The 19,342-nt window shown below is 62.0% G+C and carries 20 protein-coding genes and 2 riboswitches; of the genes, 10 read left to right on the forward strand and 10 right to left on the reverse strand.

Annotated elements, in window-relative coordinates:
• Positions 1–13 precede the first annotated feature (13 nt).
• The 3 genes from petB to phaeop14_RS15905 form a co-directional block, all read right to left on the reverse strand.
• Positions 14–1,348 carry a cytochrome b gene (petB, locus tag phaeop14_RS15895; protein WP_040169957.1) on the reverse strand — a complete coding sequence of 445 codons (1,335 nt, stop codon included), beginning with the start codon at positions 1,346–1,348 and terminating at the stop codon, positions 14–16.
• 11 nt (positions 1,349–1,359) lie between these two features.
• Entirely contained in the window at positions 1,360–1,920 is a 561-nt protein-coding gene (petA, locus tag phaeop14_RS15900; protein WP_040169956.1) for a ubiquinol-cytochrome c reductase iron-sulfur subunit, read from the reverse strand.
• A 224-nt stretch (positions 1,921–2,144) separates the two neighbouring features.
• Positions 2,145–2,747, reverse strand: a complete 603-nt coding sequence (locus phaeop14_RS15905; RefSeq protein ID WP_040178884.1) for a glutathione S-transferase — start codon at positions 2,745–2,747, stop codon at positions 2,145–2,147.
• 188 nt (positions 2,748–2,935) lie between these two features.
• Positions 2,936–3,085, forward strand: a riboswitch (FMN riboswitch).
• An 80-nt stretch (positions 3,086–3,165) separates the two neighbouring features.
• Between phaeop14_RS15905 and phaeop14_RS15910 the strand changes: the two genes are divergently transcribed.
• Complete coding sequence (locus tag phaeop14_RS15910; RefSeq protein WP_040178887.1) at positions 3,166–3,603, forward strand: 6,7-dimethyl-8-ribityllumazine synthase; 438 nt, start codon at positions 3,166–3,168, stop codon at positions 3,601–3,603.
• 19 nt (positions 3,604–3,622) lie between these two features.
• Here the strand turns inward: phaeop14_RS15910 and phaeop14_RS15915 are convergent, their stop codons facing one another.
• The 3 genes from phaeop14_RS15915 to thiB are packed head-to-tail and all read right to left on the reverse strand — an operon-like array spanning position 3,623 to position 6,811.
• Positions 3,623–4,315, reverse strand: coding sequence for a thiamine ABC transporter ATP-binding protein (locus phaeop14_RS15915; protein ID WP_096790083.1), 693 nt, complete (start codon positions 4,313–4,315; stop codon positions 3,623–3,625).
• A complete protein-coding gene (locus phaeop14_RS15920) occupies positions 4,302–5,858 on the reverse strand; it encodes a thiamine/thiamine pyrophosphate ABC transporter permease ThiP (protein WP_096790084.1) in 1,557 nt (518 codons plus the stop codon). The genes phaeop14_RS15915 and phaeop14_RS15920 overlap by 14 nt, the downstream gene beginning before the upstream one ends.
• A complete protein-coding gene (gene thiB / locus phaeop14_RS15925) occupies positions 5,834–6,811 on the reverse strand; it encodes a thiamine ABC transporter substrate binding subunit (protein ID WP_040179167.1) in 978 nt (325 codons plus the stop codon). Before thiB ends, phaeop14_RS15920 begins: the two co-directional genes overlap by 25 nt.
• A gap of 31 nt (positions 6,812–6,842) precedes the next feature.
• A riboswitch (TPP riboswitch) is annotated at positions 6,843–6,935 on the reverse strand.
• Between the two features lie 280 nt (positions 6,936–7,215).
• Here thiB and aroC point away from each other — a divergent pair.
• On the forward strand, positions 7,216–8,322 hold the full coding sequence (gene aroC / locus phaeop14_RS15930; protein ID WP_096790085.1) for a chorismate synthase: 1,107 nt from the start codon (positions 7,216–7,218) through the stop codon (positions 8,320–8,322).
• Positions 8,323–8,377: 55 nt separating this feature from the next.
• Here the strand turns inward: aroC and phaeop14_RS15935 are convergent, their stop codons facing one another.
• Positions 8,378–9,880: a malonate--CoA ligase gene (locus phaeop14_RS15935; RefSeq protein WP_096790086.1), complete on the reverse strand. Its 1,503-nt coding sequence runs from the start codon at positions 9,878–9,880 to the stop codon at positions 8,378–8,380.
• Positions 9,881–9,996: 116 nt separating this feature from the next.
• On the opposite strand from phaeop14_RS15935, the gene phaeop14_RS15940 reads away from it, so the two are divergent.
• Positions 9,997–10,932 carry a DMT family transporter gene (locus tag phaeop14_RS15940; protein WP_096790338.1) on the forward strand — a complete coding sequence of 312 codons (936 nt, stop codon included), beginning with the start codon at positions 9,997–9,999 and terminating at the stop codon, positions 10,930–10,932.
• 8 nt (positions 10,933–10,940) lie between these two features.
• Here the strand turns inward: phaeop14_RS15940 and phaeop14_RS15945 are convergent, their stop codons facing one another.
• Positions 10,941–11,387 (reverse strand): MarR family winged helix-turn-helix transcriptional regulator, encoded by a 447-nt coding sequence (locus phaeop14_RS15945; RefSeq protein WP_096790087.1) that lies wholly within the window; start codon positions 11,385–11,387, stop codon positions 10,941–10,943.
• A 119-nt stretch (positions 11,388–11,506) separates the two neighbouring features.
• On the opposite strand from phaeop14_RS15945, the gene phaeop14_RS15950 reads away from it, so the two are divergent.
• On the forward strand, positions 11,507–11,935 hold the full coding sequence (locus phaeop14_RS15950) for an organic hydroperoxide resistance protein (RefSeq protein WP_040175289.1): 429 nt from the start codon (positions 11,507–11,509) through the stop codon (positions 11,933–11,935).
• Between the two features lie 114 nt (positions 11,936–12,049).
• Here the strand turns inward: phaeop14_RS15950 and phaeop14_RS15955 are convergent, their stop codons facing one another.
• Positions 12,050–12,916 carry a branched-chain amino acid aminotransferase gene (locus phaeop14_RS15955; RefSeq protein WP_040175287.1) on the reverse strand — a complete coding sequence of 289 codons (867 nt, stop codon included), beginning with the start codon at positions 12,914–12,916 and terminating at the stop codon, positions 12,050–12,052.
• Between the two features lie 158 nt (positions 12,917–13,074).
• Here phaeop14_RS15955 and phaeop14_RS15960 point away from each other — a divergent pair, with 158 nt between their 5' ends.
• The 6 genes from phaeop14_RS15960 (at position 13,075) to dxs (ending at position 18,438) form a co-directional block, all read left to right on the forward strand.
• Positions 13,075–13,587 (forward strand): MarR family winged helix-turn-helix transcriptional regulator, encoded by a 513-nt coding sequence (locus tag phaeop14_RS15960; RefSeq protein ID WP_024098794.1) that lies wholly within the window; start codon positions 13,075–13,077, stop codon positions 13,585–13,587.
• The gene (locus phaeop14_RS15965; protein WP_040175285.1) at positions 13,584–14,285 is read left to right on the forward strand and encodes a response regulator; all 702 of its coding nucleotides are present in this window, start codon (positions 13,584–13,586) and stop codon (positions 14,283–14,285) included. The genes phaeop14_RS15960 and phaeop14_RS15965 overlap by 4 nt, the downstream gene beginning before the upstream one ends.
• 93 nt (positions 14,286–14,378) lie before the next feature.
• Positions 14,379–15,305 carry a histone deacetylase family protein gene (locus phaeop14_RS15970; RefSeq protein WP_096790088.1) on the forward strand — a complete coding sequence of 309 codons (927 nt, stop codon included), beginning with the start codon at positions 14,379–14,381 and terminating at the stop codon, positions 15,303–15,305.
• Positions 15,302–15,556, forward strand: a complete 255-nt coding sequence (locus phaeop14_RS15975; RefSeq protein ID WP_040175280.1) for an exodeoxyribonuclease VII small subunit — start codon at positions 15,302–15,304, stop codon at positions 15,554–15,556. The genes phaeop14_RS15970 and phaeop14_RS15975 overlap by 4 nt, the downstream gene beginning before the upstream one ends.
• 3 nt (positions 15,557–15,559) lie before the next feature.
• Positions 15,560–16,462: a polyprenyl synthetase family protein gene (locus phaeop14_RS15980; RefSeq protein ID WP_096790089.1), complete on the forward strand. Its 903-nt coding sequence runs from the start codon at positions 15,560–15,562 to the stop codon at positions 16,460–16,462.
• A 47-nt stretch (positions 16,463–16,509) separates the two neighbouring features.
• Entirely contained in the window at positions 16,510–18,438 is a 1,929-nt protein-coding gene (gene dxs / locus phaeop14_RS15985; RefSeq protein ID WP_096790090.1) for a 1-deoxy-D-xylulose-5-phosphate synthase, read from the forward strand.
• Here dxs and phaeop14_RS15990 read toward each other — a convergent pair.
• Entirely contained in the window at positions 18,435–19,322 is an 888-nt protein-coding gene (locus phaeop14_RS15990; protein WP_096790091.1) for an SDR family oxidoreductase, read from the reverse strand. The genes dxs and phaeop14_RS15990 overlap by 4 nt on opposite strands.
• Positions 19,323–19,342: the final 20 nt, after the last annotated feature.

Genomic DNA, 19,342 nt, shown 5'->3' on the forward strand with positions numbered 1-19,342 from the left:
CTGTCCTTCTCAATTACTCAGCCGGCGTGGCGTCAGCGCCAGATTTTTTGCCGTAATGGGCATCAAAATCGGCTTCGATGGTCTCGGGAATGGCCTGCGGCTTCTCGATCACGCCCAGCAGGGGCAGAATGACCAGGAAGTAACCGAACCAATAGGCCGAAGCGACCAGCGAGAACGACGCATAGGGTTCTTCCGCCGGCATCGCACCCAGCCACATCAGGGCGAAGAAGTCGATAACCAGCAACAGGAACCACCATTTGAACTGCGGACGGAAACGACCCGAGCGCACGCGGCTGGTGTCCAGCCAAGGCGCCAGCGCCATCACGGCAATCGCACCAAACATCGCCAGAACACCAAAGAACTTGGCATCCACGATACCACCGGTCACGAAGGACGCGATCTGCACAACCCAGACTTCAGAGGTGAAGGCCCGCAGGATCGCGTAGAACGGCAGGAAGTACCATTCCGGAACGATATGCGCAGGGGTCTGCAGCGGGTTGGCTTCGATGTAGTTGTCCGGGTGCCCGAGGTAGTTCGGCATGAAGCCGACGATGGCCCAGAAGATCACCAGCACAACCGCCAGACCAAGGAAATCCTTGATCACGAAATACGGCCAGAACGGCAGCGTGTCTTTCGCAGCCTCTTCCTTGGAGGTGCGGCGCACTTCAACACCGGTCGGGTTGTTGTTGCCTGTGGTGTGGAATGCCCAGATATGGACGATCACGAGACCGGCAATCACAAATGGCAGCAGGTAGTGCAGCGAGAAGAAGCGGTTCAGCGTCGCGTTGTCGACGGCCGGACCACCCAGAAGCAGGGTCTGGATCGGCTCGCCGATGAACGGGATCGCGCCAAACAGGCCGGTGATCACGGTCGCGCCCCAGAAGGACATCTGACCCCAGGGCAGAACGTAGCCCATGAATGCGGTGCCCATCATCATCAGATAGATCAGCATGCCGATGATCCACGTGATCTCGCGCGGCGCCTTGTAGGAGCCGTAGTACAGACCACGGAAGATGTGGATATAAACCGCAATAAAGAACAGCGACGCGCCATTTGCGTGCAGGTAGCGGATCATAAAGCCGCCGTTCACGTTGCGCATGATATGCTCAACAGAGGAAAACGCCAGATCCACATGCGGGGTGTAGTGCATCACCAGGATGATACCGGTGACGATTTGCAGGGCCAGACAGAAGGCCAGAACGATGCCCCAAATCCACAACCAGTTCAGGTTCTTGGGCGTGGGGATCATGATGGTGTCGTAGATCAGGCCGACGATGGGCAGGCGGCTGTGAAGCCACTTCTCGCCACCGGTTTTCGGCTCGTAATGATCGTGCGGAATGCCGGACATATGTGCCTCCCTTATCCCAGTTGGATGGTGGTTTCGTCGATGAACTCCGCGGTCGGAACCGGCAGGTTCTCGGGTGCGGGGCCTTTGCGGATACGACCGGCAGTGTCGTAGTGCGAACCATGGCAGGGGCAGAACCAACCGTTGAATTCGCCTGCACCGTCACCCAGCGGCACACAGCCAAGGTGGGTACACACACCCATCATCACCAGCCATTCGCCAGCGTCATCCAAGGTGCGGTTTTCGTCAGATGCATCCAGACCGGGCTTATTTGCATTTCGGTCCTGCTGATCGGGCAGCTCCGCCAGATCGACAGCACGGGCTTGCTCGATTTCTTCTTCGGTACGGCGGCGAATGAACACCGGCTTACCGAGGAACATAACCGAGAGCTGTGTTCCGACTTCCACGCCGCTCACATCCACGATGATCGAGGACAGAGCCTGAACGTCAGCCGAGGGGTTCATCTGGTTGACCAGGGGCCAAATTGCGGCACCCGCAGTCACTGCCCCGGCGCCGGCAGTGGCGTAGTAGAGGAAATCTCTCCGGGTTCCTTCGTTGTCTTCTGCGTGGGACACGAGGTTTTCTCCAATTCCAGCGCCCGTTTAGGGCAAACATGCGCATTCACTGCGCAAAGAACGCAGTGACTCATCGCGGGTATCTAGCGGGGAGAAGGGCTTTCGTCCAGCGGTCATAGGCGCGCAGATGGACGCATCCGCAAGTAATTATGCGCAACTGTTGCAAACAGCCTCACATATTTGCGCAGGCGCCCCCGAATTCAAGGGGTCGCCTGCGCCAGATCTCAGCTTTCCGGCGGCCGTGTCGCCTGCATTGACGGGCGCGAATCGAATGCGGCAAACCACTCTGCCAGCGCCTCATTGCCGTTGCGCCAGCCCATATCCGGATGGCGGAAATCCACATAGGACAGCGCACAGGCCACCGCGATCTGGCCAATCCGCAAGGGACCCTGCAGATGCGACATCCAGCGGGTGTTCAGCGCCGCACAACCGCCCAGCACCTTGCCACTCTGCCCTTCGATCCACTCTGGCCACTGCTTGTCCGCCGGGCGCAGCCGCTTTTCGTAGGACAGCAATACCGCCGCCTCCATGATGCCATCGGCCGTGGCCTCCAGCACCCGCGTGTCCCAGCCGCCGGCATAAAGCGCATTGCCCGCACGCTCGGCCAGATAGGCGCAGATCACCCGGCTGTCATACAGCGTTGCCCCATCGGCCCGTTCCAACGCCGGGATCTTGGCCAGCGGATTGGCCGCTTTCAGGTCGCTCGCCGGGGAAATCGGTGTCGTGGCCACCGGGCGCAACTCCACATCTGCCAACTGATCTGTCTCGTGCAGCAGCACCATGACCTTGCGCACATAGGGGGAGGTCGGCGCGTGATAGAGTTTCATATCGACTATCCTTTTCGTTGGACCCAATAACCGGTCGGAGATGACTCTTTGGCAGGGCAATCAGTATGCGCCCTGCGCCAGATCGAACATCACGCACTCTAGCCACAACCTCGGCGGGGAAAACCCCCTTTGCCGCGTGACGCGGGCGCTCTTTCTCTTGCCTTTGACCTGTCTTGCAGCCATGGTCGCGCTGTTCTCAGGGCGGGGCGGAATTCCCCACCGGCGGTAGGCGGGCCAGTCCCGCAAGCCCGCGAGCGGCTTCCAGATTTTTGGAAGTGTCAGCAGATCTGGTGCAACTCCAGAGCCGACGGTCATAGTCCGGATGGAAGAGAACGTGTGACAGGGCCACGGGGAACGTGTGCCCTCATCACTCGTGATCGCCTTGGGTGACGTGTCAAACCTATAGGAGTTATCGATCATGACACACACCCGCTTCGCTTTCATCAAGGCGCATTGGCATTCCGATATCGTCGACCGTGCGCTGGATGGCTTTCAGGAGCTGATCCCCGCCGAGCAGATCGACGTATTTGACGTGCCCGGTGCCTTTGAAATGCCGCTTCTGGCCAAAGAACTGGCCAAGACCGGTAAATACGACGCCATCGCCTGCGCGGCCTTTGTGGTGGATGGCGGCATCTACCGCCATGATTTTGTCGCCCAGGCTGTCGTGGACGGTCTGATGCAGGCCGGGATGGAGACCAACGTGCCGGTCCTGTCCGTCTCGTTGACGCCGCACCACTATCAGGAAACCGATCATCACAACGCGATCTACCGCGCCCATTTTGTTGACAAGGGGCGCGAGGCAGCCAATGCCGCGCTCATGATCGTCAAAACCCGCAAGGCGGCACTAGGCGCCTAAATCCTCAGGGTGCGTGGGCCTATCCCAGATAGGCCTTCAGCGCAGGCGGCGGATTGTCCAGCAATTCCGCCGTCGCCATTGGCGGGTGGGCCACGCCATCCGCCACCAACACCACCTGATCGGCAATCCGGCGCGCATCTGCCGGATCATGGCTGACCATCAGCACGGTCGCCCCGGTCTCTGCCGCCAGGTCCGCCACCAGATCCAGCATCTCCGCCTTCAACGCTGGCCCCAACGCCGCAAATGGCTCATCCAGCAGCAGAAGATCACGCCCCTGCACCAATACGCGGCCCAGCGCCACGCGACTTTGCTGGCCACCGGACAGGGCGGCGGGCTTGCGCTCTTCCATACCCTGAAGACCAACCCGTGTGATCGCCGCGCGCACCTTTTCCTGTTCTTCAACACTCAGACGCAGGTTCGGGCGAATCCCCAACCCCACATTCTGTGCCACGCTCAGATGCGGAAACAGATTGCCGTCCTGAAACAGCATCGCAATCGGCCGCTGCCCCGGCAATACATCGGTCAGCGCACGGTCCTGCCAGGACAGCGTTCCGGCCGTGATGGGAACAAACCCCGCGATGGCCTCGATCAGGGTGGTCTTGCCCGCCCCGGAGGGACCAATCACCGCCACCCGATGGCCTGCCTCGATCGCAAGATCCGCACGCACGATAAAACCGCCGTTGTCCAATAGGCAGTTCTCAAGTTTCAGCATGTCGACGCCCTCCCCGGTCGAGAATGTAAAACGCCCCCATGGACAGGCACAAAAGCAACAGCGCCCCACCCGAGGCCGCTTCCATCCGGTAGGCCCCCATCAGGCGATAGATCTGCAAAGGCAATGTCGCGGTTTCGCTATCGGCAAACAGCGCAATCACGCCCAGATCCCCCATCGACAGCGCTGCCGCCAGCCCAGCAGCAAAACCGATCTGCGGGCGCAGACGGGGCAGCAGCACCCGGCGCAGAAACACCCCGCCGCGCATATCAAGCGAGAGCGACAGACGGCCATAACGCGCCAGCACCTCCCGCACCCGCGGGATCAGAATGCGCAGCGCAAATGGTAGCGACATCAGCGCATTCACCACCGCTGTGACCGGCAGCGCCAGCGCAAAGGGATCCGCCACCGGATAGATCAGAATAAACAGGCCGGTGCCAATCACCAGCGGCGATACCGCCAGCCCCAACAGGCCCGACAGCTCCACCAACCCACCCCGGCCCAGCGCCACGGCCACCGCCATCGGCAGGGCAATCGCCAGCAGCACAAGCGTGCTCACCCCTGCAATCAGCACCGAATTGCCCGCCGCCAGCCAGACCGACGCCCCCATCGACAGCAGGCCCGGCAGACCCGCAATCACAATCGCGCTCAGCGGCAACAGCAAAAACAGCGCCGCCGCAATCAGACAGGTACCATCCAGTACCCGCGCCAGCGCCCCCTGCCCATCCCAACGCCGTACCGGACGGTCCAATCCGGCACCAAACCCCTCGCCCGTCGCCACCCGCAGGGCCACCAGCGCCGCCGCGCCGGTCAACAACAGCTGCACGCCCGACAACAGCGCCGCCCGCGCCAGATCGAAATCAAATCGAAACGCCTGATAGATCGCCAGTTCAATGGTGGTGGCGCGCGGCCCGCCCCCCAGCGTCAGCGCCACGGCAAAGCTCGACAGGCAGATCGCAAAGACCACCGCCAGCGCGCCGGGCACCACCTGCCGCAGCATTGGCGCCTCCAGCAGCTGCCACATCGCCCGGCGATCTGCATTGATCTGCGCCGCCAGACGAAACCGTTCTGCCGGGATTTCCTGCCAGCCCTGCAGGATCAACCGCGTCGCCAGTGGCAGATTGAAAAACACATGTGCCAGCACAACCCCGTGCAACCCATAGATCTGCAGCGGTTCAAACCCGAACAGGCCCAGCAGATCGCTCAGCCAGCCCGAACGGCCAAACACCGCAAGAATGCCAAGGATTGCCACGATCACCGGCAAGATAAACGGCGCACCCATGAGGGCAATCAGCACCCGTCGCCCGACAAACCGCCGTCGCGCCAGCGCGCGAGCGACCGGCACCGCCAATACCACACTGAACAGGGCGGACAGAACAGCCTGCATCAGGGTAAACCGGATTGCAGCCCAATCGGCAGGGCCGATGCCCCGCCCCACCTCGGCACGCCAGACCACTGCGGCCAGCGCGCCAAGGATCAGCGCCGCCACACAGGCAGCGACGCCCAGACCCCAGCGGGATCTTAACGGCTGAGCGCGGTCAGCCATTCATCCAGCGCCACATCGCGCAGCGCCGCCGCCTCGTCTTCGCTCAGCAGCAGTGATTTTTCTGGCGACACCAGGGTCTCAAACCCTTTGGGCAAACCCTCTGCCGGGGTCACTGCCGGATACATCCAGTTGGTGGTCGGGATGACCGACTGGAACGCGTCACTGACCATGAAGGCGAGGAACTGATCCGCCAACTCCGGCTGATCGCTGTTCGCCAGCTTCCCGGCAACTTCGACCTGCATATAGTGACCTTCGTCAAACACCGCTGCCGCCTTGCTGGCGTCTTCCTCGGCGATCAGGTGATAGGCGGGCGAGGTGGTGTAGGACAGCACCATATCCGCCTCACCCTCCAGAAACAGACCATAGGCCTCCGACCAGCCCTTGGTCACGGTCAGCACATTATCTGCCAGCCCGTCCCAGACCTCAGGCGCCTTGTCGCCATAGGCAGCCTTCACCCACATCAGCAATCCCAGACCCGGCGTAGACGAACGCGGATCCTGAATGACGATTTTCAGATCGCTCGCAGCCAGTTCGCCAAAGTTCTGCGGCGCGACAGCATCGGCCTTATGCACAAATGCGAAATACCCCCAGTCATAAGGGGCGAAAGTGGCGTCTTCCCAGGCGAAGGGCAGCGCATAATCGGCACTGACCGAATGATCCGCAAACAGGCCCGTCTCCTTGGCCGCCGCAGTCAGATTGGTATCCAGCCCCAGCACCACATCAGCGTCAGACCGCGCGCCTTCCAGCTTCACCCGCGCCAGCAGCGCCGCGCCGTCGCCTGCGCCGACCAGCTTCAGATCGCAACCACAGGTCGCCTCAAAGGCTTTCTCGACGGCCGGACCCGGTCCCCAGTCAGAGACGAAGCTGTCGTAGGTGTAGACAATCAATTCAGGCGTATCGGCATAGGCTGCCGTTGCGCCCAGCAGCCCCGCTGCAAGTACAAGATGTTTCATGGCATCCTCCATCGCGACGAGGGGCAAGGGAGGAGCCAGTCCATACCTTCCCTCCGCCGGTTCTAGCCGGTTCAGGTTCTACGGGTGTGATCTCAGCGCCGAAGGCGCACCCCGAGGTGGCGCGGACCCTAAGCGGCAGACCCGCGAAAGACAAGCGATTGCGGTGTTACATATGCTCAAAGAACGACAGAAGGGCTGACCAATTGTTTCGCACGCGAAACATTGGGGGAGTCTGCCTGTCCTTTCTGCCGGGTTAACACCCCCCATCTTTTGGCAGGAAACATCCCCGGGGAGTCGCCCAACGGGCGGCGGGGGCAGCGCCCACAACGATCTGCGCAACACAGGAAACCCCTTGAGAGAGCCGCCCTCCCCCGCTAAGCAATCTCGCAAAGGAGACCGCGCCCATGTCGATCAACAGCTTTGGCCATTTGTTCCGCGTCACCACCTGGGGCGAAAGCCACGGACCCGCCTTGGGTGCGACGGTTGATGGCTGCCCGCCGAATGTGGCGATTGACCCTGAAATGCTGCAGCAGTGGCTGGACAAGCGCCGCCCCGGTCAGAACAAGAATATGACCCAGCGCAACGAACCGGATGCGGTCAAAATCCTGTCCGGTGTGTTCGAGGGGAAATCAACCGGCACGCCGATCCAGCTGATGATCGAAAACACCGATCAGCGCTCCAAGGATTATGGCGAGATCGCCCAGACCTTCCGCCCCGGCCATGCGGACATCACGTATTTCCAGAAATACGGCAACCGCGACTACCGCGGAGGTGGCCGGTCCTCAGCCCGCGAAACCGCAGCCCGTGTTGCGGCCGGCGGTGTGGCGCGGGAAGCGATCAAGGCGCTGGTCCCCGGGTTGGAGATCAAAGGTTACATGACCCGCATGGGGGAGATGGAAATCGACCGCAGCCGGTTTGACTGGGCGGCAATCGACCAGAATGATTTCTGGATCCCCGATGCTGCTGCGGTGCAGGAATGGGAAGATTACCTGCAAGGGCTGCGCAAGGATCACGAGTCCGTCGGCGCGGTGATTGAGGTCGTCGCCCGCGGTGTGCCCGCAGGCATCGGCGCGCCGATCTATGGCAAACTGGACACCGATCTGGCCGCAGCGATGATGTCGATCAACGCCGTCAAAGCCGTCGAAATCGGCGAAGGCATGAATGCGGCGGTCCTCAAAGGCTCCGAAAACGCTGATGAGATCTTCCTCGGTGAGGATGGCCAGCCAGTCTATTCGTCGAACCATGCGGGCGGCATTCTGGGTGGCATTTCCACCGGGCAGGATGTCGTGGTGCGCTTTGCGGTCAAACCCACCTCCTCGATCCTGACGCCGCGCCAGTCGATCCGAAAGGATGGCAGCGCTGCCGAGGTCATCACCAAAGGCCGCCATGACCCCTGCGTCGGTATTCGTGCGGTGCCGGTGGCAGAGGCGATGATGGCCTGCGTGATCCTGGACCACCTGTTGCTGCATCGCGGTCAGGTGGGGGAGAACCAAGGCCACATCGGCGGTTGATCTGATCGCCGTCTCGCCTGCGATGTCAGACGCGAGACGGCGGCACCTTCTCCAGTCAGGTAAACAGCTGGGCGAATGTTTCGCGCAGCGCTTTTTTCTGCACTTTGCCCATGGTGTTGCGCGGCAGTTCCTCCATCAGCGCGATGTGTTTGGGCCGTTTGAACTTCGCGAGATGCTCTGACAGCGCCGCTTGGATGGTAGCCGCATCGGTGCCCTCCCCAATCGGGACCACCACAGCCACAACCGCCTCGCCGAAATCGGGATGTGGCACGCCGATCACCGCACTTTCGAGCACCCCCGGCAGATCGTCGATCAGCGTCTCGACCTCCTTCGGGTAGACATTGAACCCCCCGGAGATCACCAGATCCTTTTCCCGGCCCACGATGGTGACGTAGCCGCTGCTGTCGATCTTGGCGAGGTCACCGGTGATGAACCAGCCATCCGGGCGCAGCTCTTCTGCGGTTTTCTCCGGCATCTGCCAGTAGCCCTGGAAGACATTCGGACCGCGCACTTCCAGCACGCCGATTTCGCCCAGCGGGATCTCCGTATTGTCCAGTGTCACCCGCGCCTCCACCCCCGGCAATGCGGGGCCAACGGTGCCTGCAATCCGTTCACCATCATAGGGATTGGAGGTGCTCATATTGGTTTCCGTCATCCCGTAGCGTTCCAGAATACGGTGACCGGTGCGGGCCTGCCATTGCTCGTGGGTCTCCACCAGCAGCGGCGCCGAGCCAGAAATGAACAGCCGCATATTGGCCGCCAGATCCGGGGTCAGCCGTGCATCCGCCAAGAGCCGCGTATAGAAGGTCGGCACCCCCATCAGCGCGGTAGATGTTGGCATCGCTGCCAGAATCGCCTCCGCATCGAAACCGGGCAGCAGCACCACCTGCGCGCCTGCCAGAAGCGCCACGTTGGTCGCCACAAACAGCCCATGCGTGTGAAAGATCGGCAGGGCGTGGATCAGCACATCCTCAGCGGTGAACTGCCAGTAATCGCGCAAGGTCAGCGAGTTGGAATAGAGGTTTTCATGGCTGAGCATCGCCCCCTTGGAGCGCCCGGTGGTACCAGAGGTATAAAGGATCGCCGCCAGATCGGAGGGCGCGCGCGCGACCGGGTCAAACCCACTTTGGCCTATCGCCAGATCCGCGAGACTGCCCTGCCCCGTCCCATCCAGCGTCAGAAGATGCGCCCTTCCTGCCACCCCCTGCACCCCGTCCAGCCGCGCAGGATCACAGACAAACACAGATGGCGTGGCATCCCCGATGAAATAGGCAACCTCAGCATCGGTATAGGCGGGGTTGAGTGGCAGAAACACCGCCCCCGCCATCACTGTTCCCAGATAAAGCTGGAGTGCCGCAAGGGATTTATTCACCTGCACAGCCACACGATCGCCCGGCGCGACTCCACGTGAAACAAGTGCGGCTGCCATACGCTCCGCCCCCGCAAAGAGATCGCCATAGCTGACCGGATCCGCGCCGGGACGGGTGGCAAACAGAGCGTCCTCGCGCCCCAGGGACGCCGCACGCAGGTGGCAGATCAGCGGATTGGCGTCATACATTCGGAGGGCTCCTTGCGGCGGGTGACAGATGATTGCGGTGCTGCGTGACCTTGGACAAAGCCGGGCGGGAAAATCAACCCGTTGCACTTTTCGACGCGGCGGCGCAGGGTCTGGCCATGGTCAAATCCTTAACATCGCATCAACCCGGCCGCGCCATCGCGCTGAAACTGGCCGCGATTGCCCTGTTCACCGGGCTGTCGGCGATTATCAAGGCGACCTCCGACGTGGTGCCCGCCGGTGAGGCGGTGTTTTTCCGCTCCTTCTTTGCCATCCCCGTTATTCTCGTCTGGCTGTCCATGCGGGGCGAACTGGGGCGCGGACTGCGAACGACCCATCCGGGCAAGCATTTCCTGCGCGGCATTCTGGGCACAACTGCGATGGGCATGACCTTCATGGGGCTGGGAATGCTGCCGCTGCCCGAGGTCACGGCAATTGGCTATGCCACCCCGATCTTCACACTTATTCTGGCGGCCCTGTTGCTGGGCGAGCGGATCAGGCTGATCCGAATCAGCGCCGTGACCATCGGGCTGATTGGCGTTCTTGTGATGCTCTGGCCGCGATTGGGCAGTGGCGATCTGGGGGATACGGCGACTATCGGCGCCATTCTGATCCTCATCGCCACGATGGCGCGCGGACTGGTGCAGATCCACATCCGCCGCATGGTGATGACGGAGCATACCGCCGCCATCGTGTTCTATTTTTCGCTCACCGCCTCGATCCTGTCGCTGTGCACGCTGCCGTTCGGCTGGGTCTGGCCTGATCCAACCACGCTGGCACTCTTGATCGGCGCGGGTCTGGTCGGGGGCGTGGCGCAGATCCTTGTCACATCCTCCTACCGTTTTGCGCCCGCTTCCATGCTGGCACCCTATGACTATTCCTCGATGCTGTTTGCTATCCTCTTGGGTTACATCTGGTTCAACGAGCTGCCGACGCTGGTGATGCTGATCGGCGCCGGACTGGTGATTGCCGGCAATGTGCTGGTGATCTGGCGTGAAAGCCGGTTGGGGCTGGAACGTGGCAAGGCGCGGTCCGTCAGCGATCCCAAGGGGTAAGCTGCGCTCTACTTGGCCACCATTTGTGCCCGCAGCGCATTGACCCGGTCGCGCAGGTCCAGAATATCCTGAAGATCGCCGCCCATCTCCTCAACCGCGCACGCGGTGATCTCGCCTGCCTGCACCGCAAGATCCCGGCCCTTTGCGCTGAGCTGGACCAACCGGCTGCGGTCATCCTCCGGGTTGGGAACCCGGGACAGGAAGCCCGCCACCTCCATCCGTTTCAGCAAGGGCGTCAGCGTATTGGTCTCCAGATCCAGCCGCTGGCCCAATGCGCCGACCGTCTGCCCGTCGGCGTGATAGAGCGAGATCAGCACCAGATATTGCGGATAGGTCAGCCCTAAAGGCGCCAGCAAAGGACGGTAAAGCCGGGTCAACGCATGATTTGCCGAATAGATGGCAAAACACAAAAGGTCCGGCGTATCCGGGATGTCAGGAGGCAGCGCATTGGTCATGGGTATAATTTAAATCGCGCACGATCCATCTGCAAGGACTTGACCTTGGCGCAAGGAGACCCATTTATATCGCACACGATATAAATAACTCCGACAGTGACCCAGGAAAGGATCCCGCCATGAGCGTCTCCCCCGTCTATACCGCATCAGCCACTGCAACCGGTGGCCGCGATGGCAAGGCCAGCATTCACGACAGCGACCTCAGCTTTGATCTGGATCCGCCCAAGGAGATGGGTGGCGGCGGCAACGGCAGCAACCCCGAGCAGCTGTTCGCAGCCGGCTATGCGGCCTGCTATATTGGCGCAATGAAATTTGCGACCACGCAGGATGACAGCCTGGCCAAGGTCCCGAATGATGTGTCGGTCCACGCCGAGGTCGGCATCGGTCCGCGTGACGAGGGCGGTTTTGGCCTGACGGTCGCGCTGAAGGTGGCGCTGCCCGGCCTCTCCCCCGAGGAGGCACAGGCCGTGACCGAGGCAGGCCACAAGATCTGTCCTTATTCCAACGCTGTGCGCGGCAATGTGACCGTCACAACTGAGCTGGTCTGAGACCCGGTTTGATGCACGCCTGGTCCCTGTACGCAGGGGCTGGGCGCATACGGAAAAAGCGCGGAGTCACCTCCGCGCTTTTTCATTTTAACTAGACCTGAAACGGCTGGATGATCAACTACGCACCAGTTCCTCATAGGCCTTGGCGATGTCTTGGGTCAGTTCCCCCACCTCAAAGCTGTGCGGGCCGATCTGGCCAACGGGGGTGACCTCTGCCGCGGTGCCGGTCAGCCAGCATTGCTCAAACCCGTCGAGTTCTTCAGGCATGATGTGACGCTCATGCACGGTGATGCCGCGATCTTTCAGCATGCCGATCACCGTCTGACGGGTGATGCCGTTCAGGAAACAGTCGGGTGTCGGCGTGTGAACCTCGCCGTCCTTCACGAAGAAGATATTGGCGCCGGTCGCCTCCGCCACATAGCCGCGATAGTCCATGAACAGCGCATCCGAGCAGCCCTTGGCCTCAGCCTTGTGCTTGGAGATGGTGCAGATCATGTAGAGACCCGCCGCCTTGGCGTGCACCGGGATGGTTTCCGGGCTTGGGCGTTTCCACTCCGCGATGTCCAGCTTGGCGCCCTGCATCTTGGCGTCGCCATAATAGGCGCCCCAGCCCCAGACCGCGATGGCCATGCGCACCGGGTTTTTCGCCGATGCGACACCCATATCCTCGCCCGAGCCACGCCACACAACCGCGCGCACATAGGCATCCTGCAGACCAGAGGCCTTGAGGGTTTCCTCCTTCGCCGCTTCGATCTGATCGACGGTGTAGGGCATCGGCATATCCAGCGCCTCGGCCGAGGCGATCAACCGCTCGGAATGTTCGCGGCTTTTGAAGATTTTGCCGTTATAAGCCCGCTCGCCCTCAAAGACGGAGGAGGCGTAATGCATGGCGTGGCTGAGGATGTGGACCTTGGCATCGCGCCAGTTGACCATCTCACCATCCATCCAGATCAAACCGTCCCGATCATCATACCCAGCCATGGCGCACCTCCTAATGTCTCGCCGAATTTTCATAAGTTGCGCCGCATATGACCGGTTCGGACATAATATTGCGCTAAACCTGCGATTCGATACATCTTCGGACTTGGAATGTCAACAACGCTGACTTAAAATGACCCCAGCACAACAGGGAGAGACCCATGGCAGAAGGGCGACCGGGGCAGGGATTTGGCGGCGAAAGCCTGCTGTTTCTGACGGATGAGCAGTTGCGGCAGGGCATCGAGGCGATGTTCTTTGCCTATCGCGGATTTACCGCAGACCCGGATCGGATCCTGGCGGAGATGGCCTATGGCCGGGCGCACCATCGGGCCATCCACTTCATCAATCGCGCACCGGGCACGACGGTGAATAACCTGCTGTCCATTCTCGGGGTGACCAAACAGTCGCTCAATCGCGTGCTCCGGGCGCTGATCGGCGACGGTCTGGTCGAGAGCCGGGTTGGGGTCACCGACAAACGGGAACGGCATTTGTTCCTGACCGATAAGGGGCGCGCATTGGAGGCCACCCTGTCGGATGCCCAGCGCGCCCGGATGCGCACCGCGTATAAGGATGCCGGACCGGAAGCGGTTCAGGGCTTCAAACGGGTGCTGGAGGCGATGATGGATGCCGATATGCGCCGCGCCTACGCCAAGCTGCGGGAGAGTGGCACATGACCCAGTTCGATTCCCATCTGCTGATTGTCGATGATGATGAGCGCATCCGTGGCCTGCTGAAGAAATTCCTGATGCGGGCCGGGTTTCTGGTCACCGCCGCGCGCGATGCGGCCCATGCCCGGCGGGTGCTGTCGGGGCTGGATTTCGATCTGATCGTGCTGGATGTGATGATGCCGGGCGAGGATGGGATCTCTCTCACCCGGTCGCTGCGCGAAACCATCGCCACGCCGATTCTGCTTTTGACGGCGAAGGGAGAGACCGAAGACCGCATCGAAGGGCTGGAAGCGGGCGCGGATGATTATCTGGCCAAACCGTTTGAACCCAAGGAGCTGCTGTTGCGGATCAACGCGATCCTGCGGCGGATGCCGGAGCCGGCCGCCAGCGAGGCCGCCCCCAAGGTGCTGCATCTGGGGCCAATACGCTATGATATTGAACGCGGCGAGATGTGGCAGGGCGAGGAGCTGATCCGCCTGACCGGCACCGAAAACCAGCTGATGAAGATCTTTTCCGCCTGTCCGGGCGAACCGGTGAGCCGCACCAAACTGGTCGAGGATCTGGGCCGCGATCGAGGGCAGGCGCAGGAACGGGCGGTGGACGTTCAGATCACCCGCCTGCGGCGCAAGATCGAACCCAATCCGAAACAGCCGCAATATCTGCAGACGGTGCGCGGTGCGGGCTATATGCTGGCACCGGACTAAGCCTCAGGGCCGGGAACCGCTGCACGGTATTTTGAGCCTCCGGCGGGGATATTTGTGGCCAGAAGAAGCGGCCAGAAGAAACGGGGACGCCTCATGACGACTGCCTTGATCACCCATGCTGATTGCCTGACCCATGTCACACCTGACGGCCACCCCGAACGAGTGGCCCGACTGGAACATGTGCTGCATGCGCTTGAAGGACTGGAGCTGCGCCGGGTGACCGCACCGATGGCGGCGGAGGATGATATCCTGCGCATTCACCCGGCCAGCTATCTCGCGGATCTGCGCCGGGCGCTGCCGCAGGAGGGGTTTGGGCGGATTGATGGCGATACGTTCCTGTCACCAGGCTCGCTGGATGCGGCCTTTCGCGCAGCGGGCGCGGCTGTGCGGGCGGTGGATCTGGTTGTCAGCGGCGCGGTCCAGAATGCCTTTGCCGCCGTGCGCCCGCCCGGACATCACGCGGAAATCGACACTGCCATGGGGTTTTGCCTGTTCGGCAATGCCGCACTGGCGGCCAAACATGCCCTGGATCACCATGGTCTGGCCCGTGTAGCCGTGGTGGATTTCGATGTGCATCACGGCAATGGTACGCAGGATCTGTTGTGGGATGAGCCCCGCGCGCTGTTCATGTCCAGCCAGCAGATGCCGCTTTGGCCCGGATCAGGCCGACCGGAGGAAGATGGCGCCCACGGCCAGATCCTGAACCTGCCATTGTCGCCCGGATCAGGCGGCGTGCAGATGAAAGCAGCCTATGTCGATCAGGCCTTCCCCCGGTTGCGGGCCTTCAAACCGGAGCTGATCATAGTTTCGGCCGGATTTGACGCCCATCAGGACGACCCGCTGGCAGAACTGATGTGGAGCACAGAGGATTTCCGCTGGTTGACCCGCGAACTCTGCACATTGGCGGCAGAGCTGTGCGGTGGTCGTATCGTCTCGACTTTGGAGGGGGGATATGATCTGAACGCGCTGGCCGCAGCGGCCAAAGCCCATGTGGAAGAATTGATAGAGGCAGGCACATGACCGACACATCCAACGAAACCCCCGTTGAAGAGCTGAGCTTTGAACAGGCGATGCGCGCGCTTGAAACCGTGGTGGACCAGCTGGAACGTGGCGATGTGGCGCTGGATGCCTCCATCGCTCTGTATGACCGTGGGGCCAAGCTGAAGAAACGCTGCGAGGATGAGCTGAAGCGGGCCGAGGAAAAAGTGGCGGCGATCACGCTGGATGCCAAAGGCACGCCGACCGGCACCCAGCCTCTGGATGCTGGCTGACCCATGGCTGCTGCCGCAGATGCCACCGCGCAACACCACAGTTCTGCGCGCCCCTTTGCGCAGGCGTTGAAGGACGCGCAGACCCGGGTCACAGCGCATATGGATGCGCGGCTGGGCGGCGGCGATGCGCTGCACGCTGCGATGCGCTATGCCGTCACCGGCGGCAAGATGCTGCGCGGGTTTCTGGTGCTGGAGAGCGCCCGCCTGCATGGCATCACTGAGGAGGCCGCGCTAGAGGCGGCACTGGCGATCGAATGTATTCACGCCTACTCGTTGGTGCATGATGATCTGCCCTGCATGGATGATGACGATTTGCGCCGGGGCCAGCCCACCGTTCACAAAAAATGGGACGAGGCGATGGCGGTGCTGGCGGGCGACAGCCTGCAGACATTTGCGTTTGAGCTGCTCGCCAACCCCAGGATCGGCCCGCAGGCGCTGCCGCTGATCCGTGGTCTGGCGCAAGCCTCTGGCAAGGATGGGATGGTCTCTGGGCAGATGCTGGATATCGCTGCAGAGACCGCCACCACGCCGCTGGATCTGGAACAGATCACGCAGCTGCAAAACCGTAAGACCGGCTGTCTCATCTCCTGGTCCGCTACTGCGGGTGCCGTGATGGCCGGGGCGGATGAGACCCCGCTGCGACGCTATGCCGATGCGCTTGGCCTTGCTTTTCAAATCGTAGATGACATCTTGGATGTGGAAGGCGACGCGGCCAAGGTTGGCAAAGCCGTCCGAAAAGATGCTGATGCGGGCAAAGCCACCTTTGTGTCGCTATTGGGACTGGACGCCGCAAAAACACGCGCCAGCGCCCTGATGGAACAGGCCTGTGAGGCGCTGACCCCCTATGGCGATGCCGCAGAAACCTTGAAGGACGCCGCGCGCTTCGTTATCTCGCGCGATAGCTGAGCCGCACAATGCGTGCACCGCCAAAGCAACACGCCCAAGGAGCTGCCATGTCAGACCGGCCTCAGACCCCCCTTCTGGATCAGATCACCCGCCCGGCAGATCTGAAATCCTTGAGCGATGCGCAGCTGACGCAGGTTGCCCAGGAGTTGCGCCAGGAAACGATTTCCGCCGTCTCCGTCACCGGTGGCCATCTGGGCGCCGGACTGGGGGTCGTGGAGCTGACCACCGCGCTGCATGCGGTGTTTGACACGCCACGCGATAAAATCATCTGGGATGTCTCGCACCAGTGCTATCCGCACAAGATCCTGACAGGCCGACGCGACCGCATTCGCACCCTGCGGATGAAGGACGGGTTGAGCGGGTTTACCAAACGCTCTGAATCGCCTTTTGACCCCTTTGGGGCGGCGCATAGCTCCACCTCGATCAGTGCGGCGCTTGGCTTTGCCGTGGCGCGCGATCTGGGCGGTGTGGTGCCCGAGGGGCTGGGCGATGCGATTGCGGTGATCGGCGATGGCTCGATGTCGGCTGGCATGGCGTTTGAGGCGATGAACAATGCCGGCCATCTGGGCAAGCGGCTGATTGTCATTCTGAACGACAATGAGATGTCGATTGCCCCACCGGTGGGCGCGCTGTCCTCCTATCTGTCGCGCCTCTATGCCGAAGAACCATTTCAGGAGCTGAAAGCGGTGGCCAAGGGCGCTGCATCCCTGCTCCCGGAGCCGTTCCGCGAGGGGGCCAAGCGCGCCAAAGATATGCTGAAGGGCATGGCGGTAGGTGGCACCTTGTTTGAAAGCTTGGGCTTTTCCTACCTCGGGCCGATTGATGGCCATGATATGGACCAGCTGCTGCCGGTGCTGCGCACCGTGAAGGCCCGCGCCACCGGTCCGATCCTGATCCATGTGCTGACCAAGAAGGGCAAGGGGTATGCCCCCGCTGAGGCCGCCCGCGACAAAGGTCATGCCACTGCCAAATTCGACATGGTGACAGGCGAGCAGAAGAAAGCGCCCTCCAACGCGCCCTCCTATACCTCCGTCTTTGGCAAGGAACTGGTGCGGCTGGCAGCCGAGGATGACAAAATTTGCGCCGTCACCGCCGCGATGCCCGATGGCACCGGTCTGAGCCTGATGGCTGAACGTTACCCGTCGCGCACCTTCGACGTCGGTATTGCAGAACAGCATGGCGTGACCTTCGCCGCCGCGCTTGCGGCGGGCGGGATGAAACCGTTCTGTGCGATGTATTCCACCTTCCTGCAGCGCGGCTATGATCAGGTGGTGCATGACGTGGCGATCCAGCGCCTGCCGGTACGCTTTGCCATCGACCGCGCCGGTCTGGTGGGGGCGGATGGGGCGACCCATGCGGGCAGTTTCGACATTGCCTATATGGCCAACCTGCCCGGCATGGTGGTGATGGCCGCCGCCGATGAGGCCGAGCTGGCGCATATGACGGCCACGGCCGCGGCCTATGACGACGGCCCCATTGCCTTCCGCTATCCGCGTGGTGAGGGCGAAGGCGTCGATATGCCGGAGGCGCCCGAGGTGCTGGAGATCGGTAAGGGGCGCATGATCCAAGAGGGCAAACGCGTGGCGATCCTGTCCTTTGGCACCCGTCTGGGTGAGGTCAGGAAAGCCGCCGAGGCGCTAAGCGCAAAGGGCATCACCCCGACGATTGCCGACGCCCGCTTTGCCAAGCCGCTGGACCGAGACATGATCCTGAAGCTCGCCGCAGACCATGAGGCGCTGATCACCATTGAGGAAGGCGCGGTGGGCGGCTTTGGCTCCCACGTGGCGCAGCTCCTGGCCGAAGAGGGCATCTTTGACAGTGGGCTGAAGTATCGTTCCATGGTGCTGCCCGATACCTTCATCGATCAGGCCAGCCCGGCGGATATGTACAATGTCGCCGCCATGAACGCACCGCAGATCGAAGCCAAGGTTCTGGAGGTTCTGGGCGTGGCGTCGATTGGAGAGAAGCGGGCTTAAACCCCCGTCGTCTCCGGCGGGGGGACGAAGGTTTCCAGATCCTCGGCGGCGCGGACCGCGCGGAGGCCTTCTCGGTAGGTGGGATAGAGCAGCTCCACCCCCAGATCTTCCTTGATGCGCTGATTGGCAACGCGTTTGTTTTCGCCGTAGAAACTGCGCGCCATGGGGGTCATGCCGGCCTCATCGAAAGGGACCTCGGCAGGGACTGGCAGGCCCAGCAGCTCGGCGGCAAAGCCCAGCACATCCTGCGGCGGGGCCGGGTCATTATCACAAAGGTTGTAAACTGCGCCGGGATTGGGCTGCGCAATTGAGGCAGCGAGAACCTGCGCGATGTCCTCGACATGGATGCGTGAGAACACCTGCCCCGGTTTCACGATACGCCGCGCCTTCCCGGCCATCAGCTTGGCAAAGGGACCGCGACCGGGGCCATAGATCCCGGCGAGGCGAAAGATATGCAGCGGCAGATCGGGAATGGCCTGCCAACCCGTCTCAGCGGCGGCGCGCCAGCGACCGCGTTGACTGGAGGGGGTGACGGCAGTGTCCTCATCCACCCAGGCGCCATCATGATCACCATAGACAGCGGTGGTGGAGAGGTAGCCGACCCACTCCAAAGTATCGCCATGGGCGGCGGCTGCCAGCGCATCCGCCAGCTCTGCCAGCACCGGATCCCCCGCCTCGGTCGGCCCTACCGACGACAGGATATGCGTCATCCCGTCAAGCGACAGAGGCACACCGGGCCAGGTGATCAGGTCGACACCGGGCACCGGCACCGCATCCTCGACCGACCGGGTGGTGCCGATCACGCGCCAACCGGCCTGAAGCAGCCGGGGAGCCAATGCGCGGGCGGTATAGCCAAATCCAAGACAGAGCAGCGTTTTTGTCATGGCTCATAGATGCGCGCGGC

Source organism: Phaeobacter piscinae (assembly GCF_002407245.1).
Lineage (GTDB): Bacteria > Pseudomonadota > Alphaproteobacteria > Rhodobacterales > Rhodobacteraceae > Phaeobacter > Phaeobacter piscinae.